Source organism: Nocardioides sp. GCM10028917 (assembly GCF_042666175.1).
GTDB lineage: Bacteria > Actinomycetota > Actinomycetes > Propionibacteriales > Nocardioidaceae > Nocardioides.
Genome location: NZ_JBHTFL010000001.1, coordinates 129664 through 149852 on the forward strand (window position 1 = coordinate 129664; position 20189 = coordinate 149852).

The window sequence follows — 20189 nt, forward strand, 5'->3', positions numbered from 1 at the left end:
GCACCCCTTGGGGGGACGGCCGATCGGGTCCGGGCGCGCCTGTGTCCCGGCGTACAGTGACCGCGTGAGCGAGCCGACTGCGGAGAACCCCGCCGAGACCGTCCCGACCGCCGACGACGCCGGTGAGCAGCCCAAGACCGAGTCGCACGACCCCGCGGTGCCGGCCGCCTACGCCGCCTTCATGCGCGAGGGCTGGGGCGACCGCCAGCTCGACATGCCGCGGCACCCGGTGGCCGACCGGGCCGCCGAGCGGCGCGCCAAGCTCGCGGAGGCGTTCCCCGACGACCGGCTGGTCCTGCCGGCCGGCACCTACAAGGTGCGCGCCAACGACACCGACTACCGCTTCCGTCCCGACACCGCGCACACCTACTTCTCGGGCAACCAGACCTCCGACGCCGTGCTGGTGATCGAGGACGGCGAGTCGGTGCTCTACGCCCGTCCCCGGTCCGAGCGCGACACCGACGAGTTCTTCCGCGACCGGCAGTACGGCGAGCTGTGGGCCGGCCGCCGTCCGTCGGCGCAGGAGATCTCCGACTCACTCGGCATCGAGGTGCGCCACGTCAAGGACCTGCCGTCGTTCGACGACGACCGCAAGACCCGCGACCTCTCCACGGACGAGGACCTCGCGCGCGTCGCCGACGAGCTGCGCCTCATCAAGGACGAGTGGGAGGTCGGAGAGCTCCAGGAGGCCTGCGACATCACGACCCTCGGCTTCGACGACTCGGTGCGCGAGTGGGACCGCGTGCGCGAGTTCGGCGAGCGGTGGATCGAGGGCACCTTCTTCCGGCGCGCCCGCGCGATGGGCAACGACATCGGCTACGACTCGATCTGCGCGGGCGGCTCGCACGCCACGACGCTGCACTGGATCGACAACACCGGCGCCATCGAGCCGGGCAAGCTCGTCCTCCTCGACATGGGCGTGGAGGGCCACAACCTCTACACCGCCGACGTCACCCGGACGCTGCCGGTCGACGGTCGCTTCACGCCGCTCCAGCGCGACCTCTACGACCTGGTGCAGCAGGCGCAGCAGGCCGGCATCGACGCCGTCCGGCCCGGAGCGCCGTTCCTCGCCGCGCACAACGCCGCGATGAAGGTCCTCGCCCACGGCCTCGAGGACATGCAGCTGCTGCCGGTCTCCGCGGAGGAGGCCCTCGACCCGGAGTCCAAGGTCTACGCGCGCTGGACCCTCCACGGCACGTCGCACATGCTCGGCATGGACGTCCACGACTGCGGCCGCTCGTCGGTCGACATCTACCCCAAGGGCGACCTCGCCGAGGGCATGGTGCTCACCGTCGAGCCAGGGCTCTACTTCCAGGAGGACGACCTGCTCGTCCCCGAGGAGCTGCGCGGCATCGGCATCCGCATCGAGGACGACATCCTGGTCACCGCCGACGGCAACCGGAACCTCTCGGCCTCGCTCCCCCGCACCTCGGCCGACGTCGAGGAGTGGATGGGCTCCCGCATCGGTGGCTGACCCGGCGCCGGCGCCCAGCCTGACTGTCGTCGACGGGGTGCCACGCTGCCACCACTACGACGCGTTCCGCTGCCGCTCCTGCACCCTGCTCGGCATCCCACGCGGGCGTCAGCTCTCTGACAAGGAGAAGCACGCTCGCTCGCTGGTGGACTCGCCGGTGTGGCTGACGACCGTCGCCGGCGCGGACGCGCGGTTCCGCAACAAGGCCAAGATGGCCGTCGGCGGCACCGTCGACGCGCCGACGCTGGGGATCCTCGGCCGCGACTTCTCGGGGATCGACCTGCACGACTGCGGCCTGCACTCCGACGGGTTGCGGGCGGCCCTGGACCGGATCGCCGGGTGGATCCGCGACGCCGGCCTGGTGCCGTACGACGTCGCGACCAGGCGCGGCGAGCTCAAGCACGTGCTGCTCACCGAGTCCCCCGACGCCGAGATGATGCTGCGTCTCGTGCTGAGGTCGACGGCCCTCGAGGCGCGCATCCGCTCCCGCCTGCCCAATCTGCTCGAGGCGGTGCCGGCACTGCGGGTGGTGACGATCAACGTCCAGCCCGAGCACAAGGCGGTGCTCGAGGGCGAGCGCGAGGTCGTGCTGACCGACACCGCGACGCTGCCGATGCGGCTGGCCACCGGGGTGACGCTGCGGCTGGGTCCGCGGTCGTTCTTCCAGACCAACACGGCGGTCGCGGAGGCTCTCTACGACCAGGCCAGGTCGTGGGTGGGCGACCTTCCCGACGTCCGCAGCGCCTGGGACCTCTACTGCGGCGTGGGCGGTTTCGCGCTCCACCTCGCGGCGCCCGGCCGGGAGGTGCTGGGCGTCGAGGTGTCCGCGGACGCGATCGCAGCCGCCACCACCACGGCGTCCGAGCTCGGCGTGGCGGCGGACTTCGTCGCGGCCGACGCGACGGCGTACGCCCTCGCCTCCGACGCCGTCCCGGACCTCGTCGTGGTCAACCCGCCGCGACGCGGCATCGGCCCCGACCTCGCCGGCTGGCTCGAGCGGTCAGGCGTGCGCCATGTCGTCTACTCCTCGTGCAACGCCGAGTCGCTGGCGCGCGACCTCGCGCTGATGCCGTCGCTCCGACCGCGCGAGGCGCGGGTCCTCGACATGTTCCCGCACACCACGCACTACGAGGTGATGGTGCTACTGGAGCGGTGAGCGTCAGCCGCGGTGGATCCGCGGCCCGGCGCCGACGCTCATCAGGCGGACCGTGTCGCGGTGGCCGTCGTCGACGGTGGACGCGAGCACGGCGGGGTCGGTCGTGGCGAGCGGCGCGAAGGCCTTGATGCCCAGCCGGACCCAGCGGGGCGACGAGAGGCACGCGGTGGGAACGGACACCGCGACCGCGTCCGCACCGGTGTCGTACCGGGCCCGGAGCGCGCGGCAGTCGACGGCCTCCCGATTGCGCGTGATCGTCGACCGCACCCGCCGTCCTTCCTCCTTGTCGAGATCGACGCGGTAGGCACCCGACGGGGTTCGGACGAGCACCTGCATCGAGTGGTCCCGCACGCCCGCTAGCTCGGTGAAGTGGACCGTGATGCTCAGTCGCCTGTCGCCGTGCGCGGCGACGGTGCGGACGATGTCCGCCGCTGACGGGTCCGGGACCGGGGGGAGCTCGGCGTCCTCCTCAGCGAGCCAGCCGACGACCGTTGCGTCGCCGGCCGGGTCGTGCGTCACCACCTTCTCAGCGTGGGCGGCGACCGGTGCGAGGAGTGCGGCGGGGACGATGAGCGCAACGAGGCGCAGGCCGAGACGTGGCGACATGGGACGAACCCTAGGTCGCGGCCTGTCAGCCGCGCCGCACCTTCGGACCCGTGGCGATGTTGTCGCGGATCGCACCGTCGCGGTGCGCATCGTCGGCGTACGCAGCGCCCAGCTCAGGATTGCCTTGCTGTCCTGACACGGAGACGGCACCGACCCCGATCTGCACCCAGCGCGGAGCGTCGAGGCAGGACGTGGGAAGCGAGGCCGTCACGGTGTCGGCACGCAGGTCCACCTTGGCCCCCAGGCCGTCGCAGTCCACGGTCCTCCGCCCCAGGTCGATGCTCGTGATCGGCTTGCCGCCCAGCCGCTCGACGACGAGCTCGTAGTTCCCGTGAGGGGTGCGGACGCGTATCACGATGAACTGGAAGGGGTCTCGTTCGAGTGCCCGGAACGCCACGCGTACCCGCAGCCGCTTGGCGCCGTGTGCCACCGCCGTCCGGACCACGTCGGTCCCTGCGTGATCGGGCGCAGGGGTGGGCTCGTCGAGGTCCGTGGACTCGTCGATGAGGGTCACGGCGTCGCCGACGGCGTCCTCGGTGACGACCTTCGCCGCGTGGGCGCCAGCGGGCAGGAGCAGGGCGACGGGCGCGAGGACGGCGACGAGCCGTGTGGCGAGACGAGACATGCGCGAACCCTAGGTCCGCGGCCACCCGGGCTGTGACACGAACCACGGAATCGAAAGTATGAGCCTGCCGTTGGGCTCGACGTGCGAACCGCCACGACCACCTTCACGAGCGTCGGAGACCTCCTGACGCAGCGTCGTGCCGTCGACCTCGCCCGCACCGAGAGCGCGCTGTGTCGCCTCGGACGCATCCTCGACTGACCTCGACCCACCTGCGTCCCCGCCCGGTTGCGACCGCGCGGTTCCGAAAGGTTACTTTTTCAGTATGAATACTTCTACCACTGCGGATAAGAAGCCGACCCGCTTCCGAACCCCCTCCTTCGGCGTCCAGGTCCTGATCGGCCTGGCCCTCGGCGTCGTCCTCGGCCTCGTCGCCCGCAGCATGGGTGCGGACGGCGTGGACGCCACGACCGGCGAGGTCGACCCCAACTGGCTCACCGAGACGCTGAGCACCGTCGGCGGCACCTTCGTCACGCTGCTGCGCGCCGTCGTGCCCCCGCTCGTCTTCCTCGCGATCGTCGCCTCGATCGCCAACCTGCGCGATGTCACCGGCGCCGCCCGCCTCGCCTGGCGGACGCTGGCGTGGTTCGCCATCACCGCGCTCATCGCGGTCGTCATCGGCATTGTCCTCGGCCTGGTCCTCCAGCCGGGCGACCACACCAGCGTCACCTCCGAAGCGGCCTCGGCGCCGTCGACCACCGGCTCGTGGCTCGACTTCCTCACCGGCCTGGTCCCGGCCAACGTCCTGGGGCTCGAGGGCTACGACAACGGCGACGGCACGGTCGGCTTCTCGTTCAACGTGCTCCAGATCCTCGTGGTCTCCATCGCCGTCGGCATCGCGACCCTCAAGGTCGGCGAGGCGGCCGAGCCCTTCCTCGGCTTCGTCCGCTCCGCGCTCGCCGTGGTGCAGAAGGTGCTGTGGTGGATCATCCTGCTGGCCCCGGTCGCGACCGTCGGCCTCCTCGGCAACGCCGTCGCCAGCTACGGCTGGGACGCCCTCGGCTCCCTCGGCATGTTCACGTTGGCGGTCTACGCCGGTCTCGCGCTGGTGGTCGCAGGCGTCTACCCGACGCTGCTCCGGATCCACGGCCTCTCGGTGCGCCAGTTCTTCTCCGGCGCCTGGCCGGCGATCTCACTGGCTTTCGTGTCGCGCTCCTCGATCGGCACCATGCCGGTCACCGAGTCGGTGACCGAGCGCAACCTGGGCGTGCCGCGCGCCTACGCCTCGTTCGCCGTGCCGCTGGGCGCCACCACGAAGATGGACGGCTGCGCCTCGATCTACCCCGCGATCTCGGCGATCTTCGTCGCGCAGTTCTTCGGCCTCGACCTCTCGGTCACCGACTACCTGCTCATCGCGTTCGTCTCGGTGATCGGCTCGGCCGCCACGGCCGGTGTCACCGGCGCCACCGTCATGCTCACGCTGACGCTCTCCACCCTGGGCCTGCCGCTCGAGGGCGTCGGCCTGCTGCTCGCCATCGACCCGATCCTCGACATGGGCCGCACCGCGGTCAACGTCGCTGGCCAGGCGCTGGTCCCGACCATCGTCGCCAGGCGCGAGGGCATCCTCGACATGGCGACGTACGACGCCCCGCGCGGCCGCGACGCCTGGCGCGAGGACGAGGACACCCGGGAGCCGGCTCCCGCCGCGGCCTGACGGCCCCACTCCCGTGACGCCGGCCTCGGTCCCTGCGACCGAGGCCGGCGTTTCGCTTTGCCCAGAAGGCCAAGGAATGGTCGGGAATTGGTCTGGACTGGTCTGGACCTGTACGTGTTCTACGAGCAACCTTGACCGAAGTCACCGGATCTGCGGCGAAGCGGACCCAAATCAGGACCGTGGTAGCAACGCACCCTTTCGGGTGAGGCGACACGATCAGACAAGGGCGCACGGCGACCCTTCACATCCGGCTCCACGCACTCTTGCAGCCGCCCAGTTGGCGGCGGACACGTCCGGCCGGGGTCTGTCCGGCCGGCGCGATGCCTTCCACCGGCCCTGTCCGGGCCGGATCCCCCCGGAAGAGAAGAGTTCGCCATGCCACGAAGCACATCTGTCTTCGCCAGCGGCGGGAAGCGCCGTGTCTGGCGCCGACCCGGCGCCAGGTTGGCCGCCGTCGGTGCGCTGGTAGCCGCAGCTGTCATCACGCCGTTGGCCGCGTTCGCAGCCGACGGGCCGTACACCATCGACGGCACCATCCCCGATGCCGGCACCGTGGAGCTGACCGATCTGTTCGGCAACGTGAAGGAGCTCGGTCCGAAGAACTCGAACACCACCAAGATCGGCGTGATCCACAACGCGGCCGTACCGATGCTCGACACCACCAACCCCAACGGGCAGGTCGACCTCCGCCGGGCCTGGCTGGACACCGAGCGGGACACCACCACGAACCACGACTGGCTGTACTTCGCATGGGAGCGCGACGCCAACAGCGGCACCGGCTTCATCGCCTACGAGTTCATGAAGAACAAGGCGCCCGTCGCTTGCGACTACACCGCCTCCAACGCCACTCTCATCGCCAACTGCAACCCGTGGGCCAACCGCGCGGCCGGCGACTTCATGATCCTCTGGGACCAGCAGGGCGGCAGCCGGGACCTCTACCTGCGCACCTGGTCGGGCACCGCGCCCAACCTGACCTTGGGGGCACCGACGCTCCTCAACGCCAGCGTGTCCCAGGCGCAGTACAGCGCCGACGGCTTCCGGGGCGAGGCGGCGGTCGACCTGACGGCCACCATCTTCGGTGGCAGCACGGCCTGCCTGTCCTTCGCGAACACGATCCCGAGCACGGTGACCGGCAACTCCGACACCGCGGACTACAAGGACACCATCTTCACGAACACGCCGCCGATCAGCAACTGCGAGTCGACGACCGTGACGACCCCGAAGGACAGCACCGGTGAGAACATCCCGAGCGGTGGGCTCTCCATCGGCACGGGGGTCGTCGGGGTCAAGGACTCGGCTGTCGTCAGTCTCGAAGGCGGAACTGCCACGCCAGCGGGGTCGGTCGCGTTCTCCCTGTGCAAGGTGGACGCCCCTGGCCTCTGCACCAGCGGCGGGACCTCGGTCGGGTCGAAGGCTCTCACCGGCTCCGCCTACCCGGTGACGGTGGTCTCCGACACGGCGTACGTCACGTCGGTCGGCCGGTACTGCTGGCGAGCCGAGTTCAGCGGCGATCCTGCCGCCGGCATCCCGGGGTCGAGCGACTCCATGGAATCCGAGTGCTTCACCGTGAACCCCGCACCGCCTGAGCTGTCCACCAGCGCTGGGCCGGACGTCGTCCTCGGGCAGGCAGTGACCGACGAGGCGACCTTGAGCGGTCTGGCGACCGACCCCGCGGACCCGGTGATCAACCTCACCGGCGCTGCAGGCCCGGCGGCGGGTGGCTCGATCACCTTCAAGCTCTTCGGCCCGAACAGCAGCGGGTGCGGCCCTCTGGTGTACGACAGCTCGACTCAGACCCCGTCCGAGAACGTGGCCGTGAGCGGGAACGGCACGTACGGTCCGGCTTCGTTCACGCCGACCACACAAGGTGACTACCACTGGGTTGCGTCGTACAGCGGCAGCACCAACAACTCCGGCACGACACACAACGCCGCCTGCAACGACGTGGACGAGGACGTGGTGGTCACCACCGTGCCCTCGTCGCTGTCCAGCGCTCAGACATGGGTGCCCAGTGACTCGGCGACGGTCTCGGCGAGCGCCGGCGGCGCTCTGGCGGGAACGGTCTCGTTCGAGTTCTTCACCAACGGCACCTGCAACGGCGACGCCGCCTTCTCGACTGTCAAGAACGTCTCCGGCAGCTCGCCGCAGACGGTCCTGTCGGGCAACGCGCCTGCGCAGACCACGACCGGCTCGTTCTCCTGGCGGGTGAGCTATGACAGCTCCAACCTTGCCCAGCGGGACATCGGGGCGAGCTGCCACGAGACGTCGGCCCTGACCGTCACGAACGGGGGGACCGTCAGCAGCAACTGACCCATCACCAGGAGCACCCCGGGGACACCCGGGGTGCTTCTGCGTGCGGGCTGGGATACTGCTCCCCGCTGGCCCCCGTGGCGCAATGGATAGCGCAACGGCCTTCTAATCCGTGGGTTGCAGGTTCGAGTCCTGCCGGGGGCGCCACCAGGTCGTCGCGCCGACACGCCGACGACGGTCCAGGACCACGGCCGCCTCTGCCCTCAGGATGTGGTCAGGCCCCGCCACGTATGAGGTAGCGGGGCCGAATGCTTGCCCGGCGCGACGCGAGCCGCGCGACGTACGACGGCCCGGAGCGGAGGTAGAGACCTCCGGCTCCGGGCCGTCGACGTTCAGGGGTGCGCCGAAGTGATCAGACGCCCAGGTTGAGGGCGGCCAGGATCTGGTTCAGCAGGGTCCCGAGCTGGCCCAGGAGCCCGGCGAGCGGGGTGCCGTCGAGGAGCCCGGCCACCGCGCAGAGCAGGTTGCCGAGCAGGTTGCCGGCACCCGGGACGGCCGTGATGTCGAGCACGACCTGGTTCAGCTGGATCCGCAGCCCGAGGATGTTGAGGTCCAGCGGACCGAGCACCAGGTTGAGGATGTCGCAGGCGGCCGCGTTGGCGGCGACGCGCCCGTTGACGAGCGGGCTGCCGTTGATCTTCTTGATCGGGATGGACTGGACGCCCGAGAACTTGGTGTTGGGTCCGGCGTCCTTGATCACGCCCTTCAGGAAGCCGGTCATGTACATGACGCCGCCCTGCTCGACGACCTCGATCGGCGTGAACGAGCCCTTGACCTTGTCGCCGGTGGACGTCTTGCCGACGACCTTGCTGGTGATCTTGCCGAGGTCGGACTTGCCGACCACCGACTTGCCCGATCCCGCGGCCGCCGACGAACCGGCGACCGTGAACGAGGTGAGGCCGACGGTCATCGCCAGGGCGATCACCGCTCCTGCGGCGAGCCGCCGCGCTACGTGTGTGAACTGGTTCATTGGTTCCCCTCCGAAGTGACGCCTCCCGCACGGCAGCATCCGCCGCCCGCTCGCTCGACGTTAGGCACGGGCGCCCGTGCCGGTCATACCCCTCGGGGTAGGACACCTGTGCGAACTCTGGTTTACCCCCGTCCGCACCGCCCTGCGGGTGAAGGCGCGCTCATGAGCCGTCCGCGGACGGGTACGAGCGCGAGTCATCCCCCACCAGATCGGAGTCCCGATGTCGCACGACCTGGGCCTGAGTCTCCTCACCGTGTTCGGCGTGCTCGCCGGCATCGGCGCACTGCTGTACGTCATGACCGCGCTCGACCCGACGAACGTCCGCTCGGCCAAGCAGATGCCCACCCACCGCGCGGCCCGCGGCCGCGCAGACAGCTGACCAACCGGGCACACCTCAGCGAGCGGCGTACGCCTCGATCTCGGCGTTGATCCGCGCCTTCACGTCCGCGGGCGCGAACGACGCGTCGACGGCCGCCCGCGCCAGGTCGGCCACGCCTCGCTCGTCGAGGTCGAGGAGGTCGGCCGCGACCGCGTAGTCGTGGTTGAGCGACGTGGCGAACATCGGCGGGTCGTCGGAGTTGATCGTCACCGCGACGCCCGCCTCGACGAACCTCCGCAGCGGGTGGTCCTCGATGCGGTCCACGGCTCGCGTCGCGACGTTGGACGTCGGGCAGACCTCCAGCACGATGCCGGTGTCGGCCAGGTGCGCGAGCAGCTCAGGGTCCTGGACGGCCGAGACGCCGTGGCCGATGCGCTCGGCGCCCAGCAGGTGCAGCGACTCCCAGATCGTCTCCGGACCGGTCGTCTCCCCCGCGTGCGGCACGGACCGCAGGCCGGCCGCCCGGGCGGCGTCGAAGTGGGGGCGGAACTGCGCCCGCGGCACCCCGATCTCGGGGCCACCCAGCCCGAAGCCCACCAGGGCGTCGGTGCGGTGCTCGAGCGCGTACGCCAGCGTCGCGTCGGCAGCGGGGATCCCGGACTCGCCGGGGATGTCGTAGATCCACCTCAGCACCAGCCCGAAGTCGCGCTCGGCCGCGACCCGCGCGTCCTCGATCGCCTCGGTGTACGCCTGGATGGGGATGCCGCGGACCACGGAGGTGTACGGCGTGCAGGTCAGCTCCGCGTAGCGCAGGTTCTGGCCCTCCGCCATCTCCCGGGCGACCTCGTAGGTCAGCAGCCGGACGTCCTCGGGCGTGCGGACCAGGTCGACGACGGCGAGGTAGACCTCGATGAAGTGGGCGAAGTCGCGGAAGGTGAAGAACTCCCGCAGCGCCTCGAGGTCGGACGGCACGCCCGCCGCCGGGTGGCGCGCCGCGAGCTCGGAGACGATCCGCGGCGACGCCGACCCGACGTGGTGGACGTGGAGCTCGGCCTTGGGAAGGCCGGCGATGAAGGACGGGAGACTCACGCCCCGCAGTGTCCCAGAGCAGACGTCAGCTGCTCGCGCCGAGCATCCTCGCGGCGATGTCGTCGATCGTCAGGCCCTCTCCCTCGACGACCTCGCCGTCGACGAGCACCGTCGGCGTGGAGTCGACGTCGGCGTCGGCCGCGGCCTCGCCGGCCGCCTCGACCCAGCCCTCGAAGGCCATGTCCTCGATACCGGGGCGAACGGCGTCCTCCTCCGCACCGGCCTCCACCGCCCACTCGACGAGCTGGTCGCTGTCGGGGAAGGGGCCCGACTCGGGCGGTTGGTTCTCGAAGAGCAGGTCGTGGAACTCCTTCGCGACCTCGGGGCCCGACTCGTCGAGGACGACGGCGAAGGCGTTGGCGGCCTCCGGGGAGTAGTCGCTGATCCTCTCGAGGAACGGCAGCGGTCGGTACTCGACGTTGACCTCGCCCGCCTCGACGGCGGCGTCCAGCCGTTCGCCGACCGTCTGCTCGAGCTGGCCGCAGAACGGGCACAGGAAGTCCTCGTAGATCACGATCTCCTTGGGCGCGTCCGCGTCGCCGACCACCAGGCCGTAGTCGCCGCTCGCGCCAGCCGGCGCGGTGTCCGGCTCGTCGGAGCCGAGGTTGGTGATGAGGAAGTAGCCGCCGACGAGCAGGAGCAGCACAGCACCGATCAGGCCGAAGCGGGTGAGCTGCTCCTTGCGCTTGGCCTTCTTGCGGCGCTCCTCGGCCTCGGCCCGCGAACGCTCGGTCCGCGCCCGCCGCGCCTCCCGCCTGGCCGCGGTCGCCGCCTTCTCCTCAGCGGTCCTGTGCGAGCTCTTCTTCTGCGCCATCGAGGCTTCTTCCTTCGAGATCGGTGGTCTGATCGTCGGTCAGTCCGGTCGACGGGGCGACGAGGCCGAACCTGTCCTTCACGCCCCCGACCCTATGAGGCGAGGCTGAGTCGACGCTGAGAGCGTCCACGCACGGCCAAGTAGGGTGGCCCGTCGTGAGCGACAGACTGGTGTGGATCGACTGCGAGATGACCGGACTCGACCTGAGGGCCGACGCGCTCGTCGAGGTGGCGGCACTCGTCACCGACTTCGAGCTCAACGTGCTCGGCGAGGGGATCGACGTGATCATCAAGCCGTCGCAGGAGTCCCTCGACCAGATGGTCGAGTTCGTCCGGTCGATGCACGAGAAGTCCGGCCTGCTCGACGAGCTCGACGGCGGTACGACGCTCGCGGACGCCGAGGAGCAGGTGCTGGCCTACATCAAGGAGCACTGCGCCGACGGCAGCCGGCCCCCTCTCGCCGGCAACACCGTGGCCACCGACCGGGCCTTCCTCGCCCGCGACATGCAGGCGCTCGAGTCGTTCCTGCACTACCGGATCGTCGACGTGTCCTCGATCAAGGAGCTTTCACGACGGTGGTACCCCCGCGCCTACTTCGCCGCCCCCACCAAGCGTGGCAACCACCGCGCACTCGCCGACATCCAGGAGAGCATCGAGGAGCTGCGCTACTACCGTGAGGCGGTCTTCGTCCCGCAGCCCGGCCCGGACAGCGCCCGCGCCAAGGAGATCGCCGCGCGCCACGGCGGACAGCTGACCGGGCTCGGCCCCGACACGGACGCCGATTCCGGCCCCACGGACTGAGTGCCCTACACTTCTCGTCGTCCACAGCGCCAGCTGCGGGACATGGTGGGTATAGCTCAGCTGGTAGAGCGCCGCCTTGTGGTGGCGGATGTCGCGGGTTCAAGTCCCGTTACTCACCCCAACTAGATCGAGCCCCTGACCTGCAGCGATGCGGTCAGGGGCTCGATCCGTTCCACCCCGTGCCCCCTAATTGGGGGGCAGATTGGGGGGCACCGCAGGAGATTGGGGGGCAGTGACGGGGTCGATTGCCCACCCTCAGAATCGCCGCACGGTGAAGCCGGTCAGCACCACCAACCGACCGGAGAAACCATCATGTGGATCGAACAGCGCGGCCAGCAGCACCGGGTCTACTGGCGCAACCAGAACGAGACCGGACCCAAGAGGTCCTTTCAGCCGTTCCCCACCCGCGACCATGCCGAACTCTTCCGCCAGCTCGCCCGCACCAGCAGCCTCTCCGGGGCGCTGGCGTGGTTGCACAACCCCAGCGACGAGGTGCTGGACGAGCTGCTCGGCCGGCGGCCGAAGCCCGCCCCGCAGGACACCTCCACCGCGACACAGGCCGTCGTCGGCGTCGTGCTGTCCACCACCGGGGTCGGGGACCGCTACGACGCCCGCGTCGGCGTCACCTTCGCCCACCTGTGGCAGCGGTTCCTCGACATCCAGCGCCACCTCGAGGGGTCCACGGCAGAGCTCTACGAGATGTACGGGCGCATCCACTTCCTGCCGTTCTTCGGCGACACCGACCTCGGTCTGATCCAGCGCACCGAACCGCTGCGCGTCTCCGACGCCCTCACCGGTGCGGTGTACGTCGACCACTGGGTCGACCTGATGCTCACCAAGCCGCGGCTGAACAATGCGCTGCGGCCGATCAAGGACTCCAAGCTGAGCCACAAGTACATCCGCAACGTCCACACCGTCCTCAAGCAGGCACTCCAGCTCGCGGTCGACCAGCGGCCGGCGCTGCTCGAGATCAACCCCGCCCGCGAGATCAGGTTGCCCAAGACCGACCGCCGCGAGATGTTCTTCCTCCACGACGCCTCCGCCTACTTCGACCTGCGTCAGGCGATGGACGAGCACTTCCGCCCCCTGCTCGACTTCCTCGTCGGCACCGGCGCCCGCTTCGGAGAGGCCGCCGGCCTGCTGGTCCGTCACCTGCACCTCGACGCCGAACGCCCCTACGTCGACATCCGGATGGTGCTCAAGTGGGTCCGCAAGAAGTGGAAGCTCGGACGACCCAAGACCAAGTCGTCGGTCCGACGCATCTCCCTCTCCCCCAAGCTCGTCGAGCTGCTGCGGCCGTTCGTGGACGGCAAGCACGACGACGACCACGTCTTCACCATGGTCGAGGGCAAGCCCCTGCACCACGGCAACTTCTACAACCGCTACTTCCGCCCCGCCGTGAAGAACGCCGGTGCCCGTGTGCCCAAGAGGCTCCGGATCCACGACCTCCGCCACACCCACGCGGCCTGGCTGCTCAGCGACGGCGTCCCGGTGTTCGTCGTGCAGCGCCGACTCGGCCACAGCAGCAGCTCCACGACCGAGAACGTGTACGGGCACCTCACCCCCGAGGGTGACGACCGGACGCTGGCCCTCGTCGACCGACGACTGCCCGACATCGTCCAGGTGGACGAGGAGGGCGCGGTGGTCGTCAAGCTCACAAAGCGGGAGTCCAACCTCCCCCAGTTCGACGTCGACGACGAGGACGACCTAGCCGCCTAGGACACAACACGAAGGCCCGGACCACCTCGGTCCGGGCCTTCGTCACGTGCATCGAACGCAGGTCCAGCACCTTGGCTTCCCGGTCCGCGCGCCGTCTGCAGGGGCCGGATCGAGTCACACCGCCCAGCCCTCTGCAGCGGTGGTTCGCCAGCGGAGACCTCTCCGATGCGTCGATTCGCGGGGCCCAGTCCCTGTGGACAGACCGTATCCCTTTGGCGAAGTAGCCACAGGTGTAGAAGAACGCCGTGGTCCCCAGGACGCGAGTCGAACACCTCATTTGGTCGTCCGGCCGCGGCCTCTGGCCGCGTTCGGGTGAAGCCGACAAGTGCGGCACGAGCGCGCCACCTGTTCGTTCTCGCCAGCTTCGGCTGCCAGCGGCAATACGATGAGCCAAGATGAACCCATGCCGCCCCGGGAAGACGCCAGTCATGTGCAGCTAACTGAGCGGCGAAGGGTCGCCGGCGCAACGGGCAGAGTGGCGACTCGATGAGCGCGCTCGGCACCTTCATCTGGTCCATCGCCGACCAGCTCCGAGGCCCCTATCGCCCCAACCAGTACGGGACGGTGATTCTGCCGTTCACCATCCTGCGACGCCTCGACTGCATCCTCGAGCCCGAACGCCACACCGTTCGGAAACTGGCTGCGAAGTTCGACAACCCCAACCGGCTCAAGGTCGAAGTCACCAGGGCCACCGGCCGACCCTTTTACAACACCTCGAACTACTCCTTCGCAAACCTGCTTGCCGACGCCGACGGGCTGGCGGACAACCTCACCGACTACGTCGACCGGTTCTCCGCAGACGTCGACGTGTTCGACTACTTCGACTTCAAGAAGGAGATCCTCGACCTCGAGAAGGCCGGTCTTCTACGGGAGATCGTCAAGTCCTTCGAGGCCGTGGACCTGCACCCGGACAAGGTGTCGAACTCTGACATGGGGGACGCCTTCGAGTACGTCGTCCGCAGGTTCAACGAAGCCGCGAATGAGACCTCAGGCGATCACTACACACCGCGCGATGCGATCAAGCTGCTGGTGGACCTGCTCTTCGCCGAGAAGGACGCCGACCTGACCGGGGCCGGCATCGTTAGGTCGCTCTACGACCCCACCGCGGGCACCGGCGGGATGCTCTCCTTGGCCGAGGAGCATCTGCTGGCCCAAAACCCCGATGCACGGCTCACCCTCTACGGCCAGGAGTACAACCCCCAGTCCTACGCGATCTGCAAGTCAGACCTGCTCGCCAAAGGCCACGACGCGACCAACATCGCGTTTGGCAACACCCTCACCGACGACGCCTTCACGGAACGCCGGTTCGACTTCTGCATGTCCAACCCACCGTATGGGGTCGACTGGAAGCAGTACGCCAAGGCCATCACTAAGGAACGCGACGAAGTCGGCCCCTACGGCCGCTTCGCGCCGGGCCTCCCGGCCACCTCCGACGGACAGATGCTCTTCCTGCTCCACCTGGCCCACAAGATGCGGGCACGCGAGGATGGTGGCGGCAGAGTCGGAATCGTGATGAACGGCTCACCCCTCTTCAACGGAGGCGCCGGGTCCGGCCCCTCCAACATCCGCCAGTGGCTGCTGGAGAACGACCTCGTCGAGGCCATCGTCGCGCTGCCGACCAACATGTTCTTCAACACCGGCATCGCCACCTACATCTGGATCCTCGACAACAGCAAGCACCCCGACCGCAAGGGTCTGGTCCAGCTCATCGACGGCACCTCGTTCTGGACCAAGATGCGCAAGAACCTCGGGTCCAAGGGGCGCGAGATCAGCGACGCCGACCGCGCTGAGGTCCTTCGCCTGTACGCCGACTTCACTGACGCTGACACGGACTACTCCAAGGTCTTGTCCAACGACGATTTCGGCTACTGGACCGTCACGGTCGAGCGTCCGCTCCTCGACGAGGACGGCAACCCGGTCGAGGACCGCAACGGCAAGCGCAAGCCCGACAGCAAGATGCGCGACACCGAGAATGTGCCCTTCACCTACGGCGGCTCCCCCGCTGGCGCCGCCGGCAGGACCGAGGCCATCCAGGCCTACTTCGACACCGAGGTCAAGCCGCACGTCCCCGATGCCTGGGTTGACTGGGCCAAGACCAAGACGGGCTACGAGATCCCCTTCACCCGACACTTCTACAAGTACGTCCCACCGCGTCCCCTTGCCGAGATCGATGCCGACCTGGAGAAACAGGTCGCCACAATTCTCGACCTGCTCCGGGAGGTTGAGGGGTGACCGGGCCCCTCTGGGAGACGCTGCCGAAGGGCTGGCGCGAGGGGAGGATCAAGAATGCTGCAACCGTCACCCTAGGCAAGATGCTGCAGACAAAGAACTCCGGCAGTGACGTGATCGCGCCCTACATGCGGGCCGCCAACGTGCAACCGGACGGAGCGCTCGCTCTCGACAGCGTCAACGAGATGTGGTTCGGCGAGCCGGAGCTGGAACAGCTTGATCTCCGCGCCGGTGACGCCGTGGTTGTTGAAGGGGGCCAGGGTGGTTTCGGTCGCGCTGCCTACATGGCCGAAGACCTTCCCGGTTGGGGATTTCAGAACTCCATCATCCGGCTGCGCCCACATCGCGGCTTCGATGGGCGGTTCATTGCGTACTACCTCATCGCCCTCCGCGCCAGCGGCTTCATCCGTGCCTACGCCAACGCTGTCTCGATGCCGCACCTCACTGCAGACAAGCTCGCCAAGACGCCCTTGTTGTTGCCGCCGCTCGACGAGCAGCGCGCTATCGCCGACTACCTCGACCGCGAGACCGCCCGCATCGACATCCTCATCGGGGAGCAGGAACGCCTGATCGAGATGCTCCGCGAGCGGCGGCACGCACTTCGGGTGAACGCCGCTGTGTACGGAACGGCTCATGTCAGCCAGGTCGACAGTCCCCTGCCGTGGGCGCGACAACTTCCGGCGCACTGGGGTGTCGTCCCGCTGACGGCAGTTGCGCAGCTCGAAAGCGGGCACACGCCTAGCCGGACCCGAGAGGACTGGTGGACTGACACCTACATTCCCTGGGTGAGCCTCCATGACGTCGGCAACATGCAAGGAATCAAGTACCTCAACGACACCGCCCAGCACATCAGTGATGCGGGGATCGCCAACAGCTCGGCGCGGCTGCTGCCCGCACGCACAGTCGTTCTTTCCCGGGACGCGACGGTCGGCCGCACGGCGATCATGGGTGTCCCGATGGCGACGTCGCAGCACTTCGCCGCCTGGGTGTGCGGCCCACTGCTCGATCCGGAGTACCTCTGGGTCCTCTTTGCAGACGCCATGCAGCCCTTCTTCGGCTCCTTCCAGAACGGGTCCACCATTCGCACGATCGGCATGGGTGACCTCAAAGCCTTCCGCATCCCCCTACCGCCTCTTGGCGAGCAGCGCCAGATCGTGAAGTTCCTCGATCAGGAGACGCCGAAGATTGACGCGATAATGGCCCAGAGCGAGCGGTTCATTGAGCTCTCGAAGGAGCGCAGGGCAGCCCTGATCACTGCGGCAGTAACGGGGCAAGTCGACGTTCGGACGGCAGCCTGATGAACGACCACAACGAGGTTGTCTTCGAGACGGAGATCTGCGAACAACTGACAGCGCATGGGTGGCTGTACTCGACCAATGACACCGGCTACGACCGGGAGCGGGCAATCTTCCCCAAGGACCTGTTCGCGTGGTTGGAGGAGACGCAAAGGACGGCGTACGAGAAGGCGTTGAAGGCAGCCGGATCGCAGGCAAAGTTTCTCGATGTGCTGACCACGGCGTTGGACAAGCCATTGGAGCATGGCGGCGGCACGTTGAACATCCTGCGCAACGGGGTGCAGTTCATCGGCGGTGGCCGCTTGAAGATGGCCCAGTTCCGGCCCGAGACGACGTTGAACGAGACGACCAACGCCCACTACGCGGCGATGCGGGTCCGGGTGATGCGACAGGTGCACTTCTCGACCGCCGACCAGCGCAGCATCGACCTGGTGTTCTTCGTCAACGGGCTGCCGGTGGCGACGGTGGAGCTGAAGACGCACTTCACCCAATCGCTGGATAAGGCGATCCAGCAGTACCGCAAGGACCGCCACCCGATCACCAACGGTCGACCGGAGCCGCTGTTGTCGTTCGGACACCGGGCACTGGTGCACTTCGCGGTCTCCAACGACCTGGCGGCGATGACCACCAAGCTGGAGGGAGAGAAGACCCACTTCCTGTCGTACAACATCGGCTACGACGCCGGTGCCGGCAACCCGCCCGGTGCGGACGGGCGGTCGGCGACGGCCTACCTGTGGGAGCGGGTGTGGGAGAAGGACGACTGGCTCACCATCATCGGCCGGCTGATGCTCGTGGAGACCAAGGAGGAGTGGGACGTCGCCACCGGAACCTCGGTGCGCCGCACCAACATGCTGTTCCCCCGGTTCCACCAGTGGGAGGCGGTCACCAACGTCGTCGCCGCGGTCACCGAGGAGGGGGTCGGGCAGCGGTACCTGATCGAGCACTCCGCCGGGTCGGGGAAGACCAACACGATCGCGTGGACCGCGCACCGGCTGGCCCGGCTGCACGTGGACAACAAGAAGGTCTTCGACTCCGTCATCGTGGTCGTGGACCGGACCGTGCTCGACGGACAGCTCCAAGACGCCATCCGTCAGCTTGACGGCAACAAGATCGTGGCGACCATCAGCCCCGAGGACGTCCGCAAGGCTGGGCTGACGTCGAAGTCAAGTCTCTTGGCCTCCGCGTTGGAGACCGGCGAGCTGATCATCGCGGTGACCGTGCAGACCTTCCCGGCTGTGCTGAAGAGCATGAGGGACGACTTCTCGCTGAAGGGCAAGACGTTCGCCGTGATCGCCGACGAGGCGCACTCATCGCAGTCCGGGCAGATCTCGTCCAGGTTGAAGCAGGTGCTGACCGCGGAGGAGGTCAGGGAAATCGAAGACGGCGGCGAGGTCGACGTCGAGACGATCCTGGCCGCGGAGATGACCGAACGGGCCGAGTCGCCCAACATCTCCTACCTCGCCTTCACTGCGACCCCGAAGAACAAGACCTTGGAGCTGTTCGGCCGCAAGGGGCCCGACGGCAAGCCGCGCGAGTTCCACCTGTACTCGATGAAGCAGGCGATCGAGGAGGGCTACATCCTCGACGTCCTCAAGGGTTACCAGGCCTACGAGACCGCCCTGAAGATCGCCGGAAACGCCAACAGCGACGGCGAGGTCGAAGAGGGTGCGGCGCGCAAGGGCTTGATGCGGTGGGTGCGGCTGCACCCCACCAACATCAGCCAGAAGGTGAAGATCATCGTCGAGCACTTCCACGCCAACGTCGCCCATCTGCTGGAGGGCAAGGCCAAGGCGATGGTGGTGACGGACTCCCGCAAGGCCGCGGTGAAGTACAAGAAGGCCATCGACGCCTACATCGCCAAGCGCGCCGCCGAGGACGCCTCCTACAACTACCGGACCCTGGTCGCGTTCTCCGGCGGAGTGCGGATGGACGAGGACGAGATCTGGGCACCCGACTGGGGTCCGGCACCGGACAAGGACGACGAGTTCACCGAGGCCAACATGAACCCCGGCGCTGGCGCCGACCTGGCGGCAGCGTTCAAGGGCGAGACCTACAAGATCATGCTGGTCGCCAACAAGTTCCAGACCGGGTTCGACCAGCCCCTGCTCTCGGCGATGTACGTCGACAAGAAGCTCTCCGGCGTGACCGCCGTGCAAACGCTGTCGCGGCTCAACCGCACCCACCGCACCGCCAGCGGGGAGCTGAAGCGCAAGACGTTCGTCATCGACTTCGTCAACAAGCCCGAGGACATCAAGGCCGCGTTCGAGCCCTACTTCAAGAACGCCACCCTGGAGACCGAGACCGACCCCTACGTCGTGGTGCACCTTTCGACCAAACTCGCCCAGGCCGGCATCTACACCGAGGACCAGGCTCGCAAGGTCGCCGAACTGTGGGTCACCCGCAAGGGCAACAACGCGCTCTCCGCGGCCATCAGTCCGGCCCAGCACGACTTTGCACGCCGCTACGCCCGAGCGCTCGAGGAGGAGGACAAGGTCACCCTCAACGCCCTCGACCTGTTCCGCAAGGACGTCTCCACCTACGTGCGGCTCTACGACTTCATGAGTCAGATCGTCGACTACGGCGACCCCTACCTGGAGATGCTTTCCATCTACCTGCGCCTCCTCGAACGGGTTATCGACGAGACCTCCTGGGCAGCAGAGGTCGACCTCTCGGACGTCGTCCTGGTCGGCGTCAAGCACACTAAAAGCACTCGGGTCGACATCTCCCTGACCGGGGACGGGCAACTGAAGGGCATCAGCGCCGCCGGCACCGGTACCAAGAAGGAACCGAAGTACGTCGCCCTCCAGGTCGTCATCGACAAGATGAACGACCTCTTCGGCGCCGAGGCATTCACCGAGTCGCAGATTCGGGAGTTCGTCAACGGCCTGGTTCAACGGTTGCTGGCCTACCCCGATCTGGTCAAGCAGACCCAGGTGAACTCCAAGAAGCAGTTCTTGGAGTCCCAGGACTTCCAGTCAGCGGTCACCGAAGCGGTCATCGACAACCAAGGCGCCCACAACACCATGGCCGACTACTTCTTCAGCGACGGCCCCGGGATCAACGGCGTCGTCATCGCCCTGGCAGACGCCTTCTACGAAGCCGCGGTCGACGCGCACGCATGACACCTTCAAT

At 68.1% G+C, this 20189-nt stretch carries 15 protein-coding genes and 2 tRNA genes; 12 read left to right on the forward strand and 5 right to left on the reverse strand.

Annotated elements, in window-relative coordinates; translation table 11 throughout:
• Positions 1-64 precede the first annotated feature (64 nt).
• Complete coding sequence (locus ACFQW6_RS00625; protein WP_378540254.1) at positions 65-1474, forward strand: aminopeptidase P family protein; 1410 nt, start codon at positions 65-67, stop codon at positions 1472-1474.
• A complete protein-coding gene (rlmC, locus tag ACFQW6_RS00630) occupies positions 1467-2630 on the forward strand; it encodes a 23S rRNA (uracil(747)-C(5))-methyltransferase RlmC (RefSeq protein ID WP_378540255.1) in 1164 nt (387 codons plus the stop codon). Before ACFQW6_RS00625 ends, rlmC begins: the two co-directional genes overlap by 8 nt.
• A 3-nt stretch (positions 2631-2633) precedes the next feature.
• Here rlmC and ACFQW6_RS00635 read toward each other — a convergent pair whose 3' ends face one another.
• Both ACFQW6_RS00635 and ACFQW6_RS00640 read right to left on the reverse strand, forming a co-directional pair.
• Positions 2634-3236 (reverse strand): hypothetical protein, encoded by a 603-nt coding sequence (locus tag ACFQW6_RS00635; RefSeq protein ID WP_378540256.1) that lies wholly within the window; start codon positions 3234-3236, stop codon positions 2634-2636.
• 25 nt (positions 3237-3261) lie between these two features.
• Positions 3262-3861: a hypothetical protein gene (locus ACFQW6_RS00640; protein ID WP_378540257.1), complete on the reverse strand. Its 600-nt coding sequence runs from the start codon at positions 3859-3861 to the stop codon at positions 3262-3264.
• Positions 3862-4123: 262 nt separating this feature from the next.
• Between ACFQW6_RS00640 and ACFQW6_RS00645 the strand changes: the two genes are divergently transcribed.
• The 3 genes from ACFQW6_RS00645 to ACFQW6_RS00655 all read left to right on the forward strand — a co-directional run bounded on the left by ACFQW6_RS00645 (position 4124) and on the right by ACFQW6_RS00655 (position 7969).
• Positions 4124-5512, forward strand: a complete 1389-nt coding sequence (locus ACFQW6_RS00645) for a dicarboxylate/amino acid:cation symporter (protein ID WP_378540258.1) — start codon at positions 4124-4126, stop codon at positions 5510-5512.
• Positions 5513-5887: 375 nt separating this feature from the next.
• On the forward strand, positions 5888-7822 hold the full coding sequence (locus tag ACFQW6_RS00650; protein WP_378540259.1) for a hypothetical protein: 1935 nt from the start codon (positions 5888-5890) through the stop codon (positions 7820-7822).
• Between the two features lie 71 nt (positions 7823-7893).
• Positions 7894-7969 (forward strand) — tRNA-Arg (locus ACFQW6_RS00655).
• 205 nt (positions 7970-8174) lie between these two features.
• Here ACFQW6_RS00655 and ACFQW6_RS00660 read toward each other — a convergent pair.
• Positions 8175-8792 (reverse strand): hypothetical protein, encoded by a 618-nt coding sequence (locus ACFQW6_RS00660; protein WP_378540260.1) that lies wholly within the window; start codon positions 8790-8792, stop codon positions 8175-8177.
• Between the two features lie 220 nt (positions 8793-9012).
• Here ACFQW6_RS00660 and ACFQW6_RS00665 point away from each other — a divergent pair, with 220 nt between their 5' ends.
• Positions 9013-9171 (forward strand): hypothetical protein, encoded by a 159-nt coding sequence (locus ACFQW6_RS00665; protein WP_378540261.1) that lies wholly within the window; start codon positions 9013-9015, stop codon positions 9169-9171.
• Between the two features lie 15 nt (positions 9172-9186).
• On the opposite strand, the gene ACFQW6_RS00670 is transcribed toward ACFQW6_RS00665, so the two are convergent.
• Complete coding sequence (locus ACFQW6_RS00670) at positions 9187-10200, reverse strand: adenosine deaminase (protein WP_378540262.1); 1014 nt, start codon at positions 10198-10200, stop codon at positions 9187-9189.
• Positions 10201-10225: 25 nt separating this feature from the next.
• Positions 10226-11014: a DsbA family protein gene (locus ACFQW6_RS00675; protein ID WP_378540263.1), complete on the reverse strand. Its 789-nt coding sequence runs from the start codon at positions 11012-11014 to the stop codon at positions 10226-10228.
• A 155-nt stretch (positions 11015-11169) separates the two neighbouring features.
• Between ACFQW6_RS00675 and orn the strand changes: the two genes are divergently transcribed.
• The 6 genes from orn to ACFQW6_RS00705 all read left to right on the forward strand — a co-directional run bounded on the left by orn (position 11170) and on the right by ACFQW6_RS00705 (position 20179).
• Positions 11170-11814 carry an oligoribonuclease gene (orn, locus tag ACFQW6_RS00680; protein ID WP_378540264.1) on the forward strand — a complete coding sequence of 215 codons (645 nt, stop codon included), beginning with the start codon at positions 11170-11172 and terminating at the stop codon, positions 11812-11814.
• A gap of 45 nt (positions 11815-11859) precedes the next feature.
• A tRNA-His gene (locus ACFQW6_RS00685) sits at positions 11860-11935 on the forward strand.
• Between the two features lie 191 nt (positions 11936-12126).
• Entirely contained in the window at positions 12127-13533 is a 1407-nt protein-coding gene (locus ACFQW6_RS00690) for a tyrosine-type recombinase/integrase (RefSeq protein ID WP_378540265.1), read from the forward strand.
• 486 nt (positions 13534-14019) lie between these two features.
• Complete coding sequence (locus tag ACFQW6_RS00695) at positions 14020-15765, forward strand: N-6 DNA methylase (protein ID WP_378540266.1); 1746 nt, start codon at positions 14020-14022, stop codon at positions 15763-15765.
• Positions 15762-17060 (forward strand): restriction endonuclease subunit S, encoded by a 1299-nt coding sequence (locus tag ACFQW6_RS00700; RefSeq protein ID WP_378540267.1) that lies wholly within the window; start codon positions 15762-15764, stop codon positions 17058-17060. The genes ACFQW6_RS00695 and ACFQW6_RS00700 overlap by 4 nt, the downstream gene beginning before the upstream one ends.
• Complete coding sequence (locus tag ACFQW6_RS00705) at positions 17060-20179, forward strand: type I restriction endonuclease subunit R (protein WP_378540268.1); 3120 nt, start codon at positions 17060-17062, stop codon at positions 20177-20179. Before ACFQW6_RS00700 ends, ACFQW6_RS00705 begins: the two co-directional genes overlap by 1 nt.
• Positions 20180-20189 lie beyond the last annotated feature (10 nt).

Bases quoted from the DNA above. Each gene is read 5' to 3' on its own strand.
- ACFQW6_RS00635 (WP_378540256.1), bottom strand. From the start codon at position 3,236: ATGTCGCCACGTCTCGGCCTGCGCCTCGTTGCGCTCATCGTCCCCGCC.
- ACFQW6_RS00640 (WP_378540257.1), bottom strand. From the start codon at position 3,861: ATGTCTCGTCTCGCCACACGGCTCGTCGCCGTCCTCGCGCCCGTCGCC.
- ACFQW6_RS00645 (WP_378540258.1), top strand. From the start codon at position 4,124: ATGAATACTTCTACCACTGCGGATAAGAAGCCGACCCGCTTCCGAACC.
- ACFQW6_RS00650 (WP_378540259.1), top strand. From the start codon at position 5,888: ATGCCACGAAGCACATCTGTCTTCGCCAGCGGCGGGAAGCGCCGTGTC.
- ACFQW6_RS00660 (WP_378540260.1), bottom strand. From the start codon at position 8,792: ATGAACCAGTTCACACACGTAGCGCGGCGGCTCGCCGCAGGAGCGGTG.
- ACFQW6_RS00665 (WP_378540261.1), top strand. From the start codon at position 9,013: ATGTCGCACGACCTGGGCCTGAGTCTCCTCACCGTGTTCGGCGTGCTC.
- ACFQW6_RS00675 (WP_378540263.1), bottom strand. From the start codon at position 11,014: ATGGCGCAGAAGAAGAGCTCGCACAGGACCGCTGAGGAGAAGGCGGCG.
- ACFQW6_RS00690 (WP_378540265.1), top strand. From the start codon at position 12,127: ATGTGGATCGAACAGCGCGGCCAGCAGCACCGGGTCTACTGGCGCAAC.
- ACFQW6_RS00695 (WP_378540266.1), top strand. From the start codon at position 14,020: ATGAGCGCGCTCGGCACCTTCATCTGGTCCATCGCCGACCAGCTCCGA.
- ACFQW6_RS00705 (WP_378540268.1), top strand. From the start codon at position 17,060: ATGAACGACCACAACGAGGTTGTCTTCGAGACGGAGATCTGCGAACAA.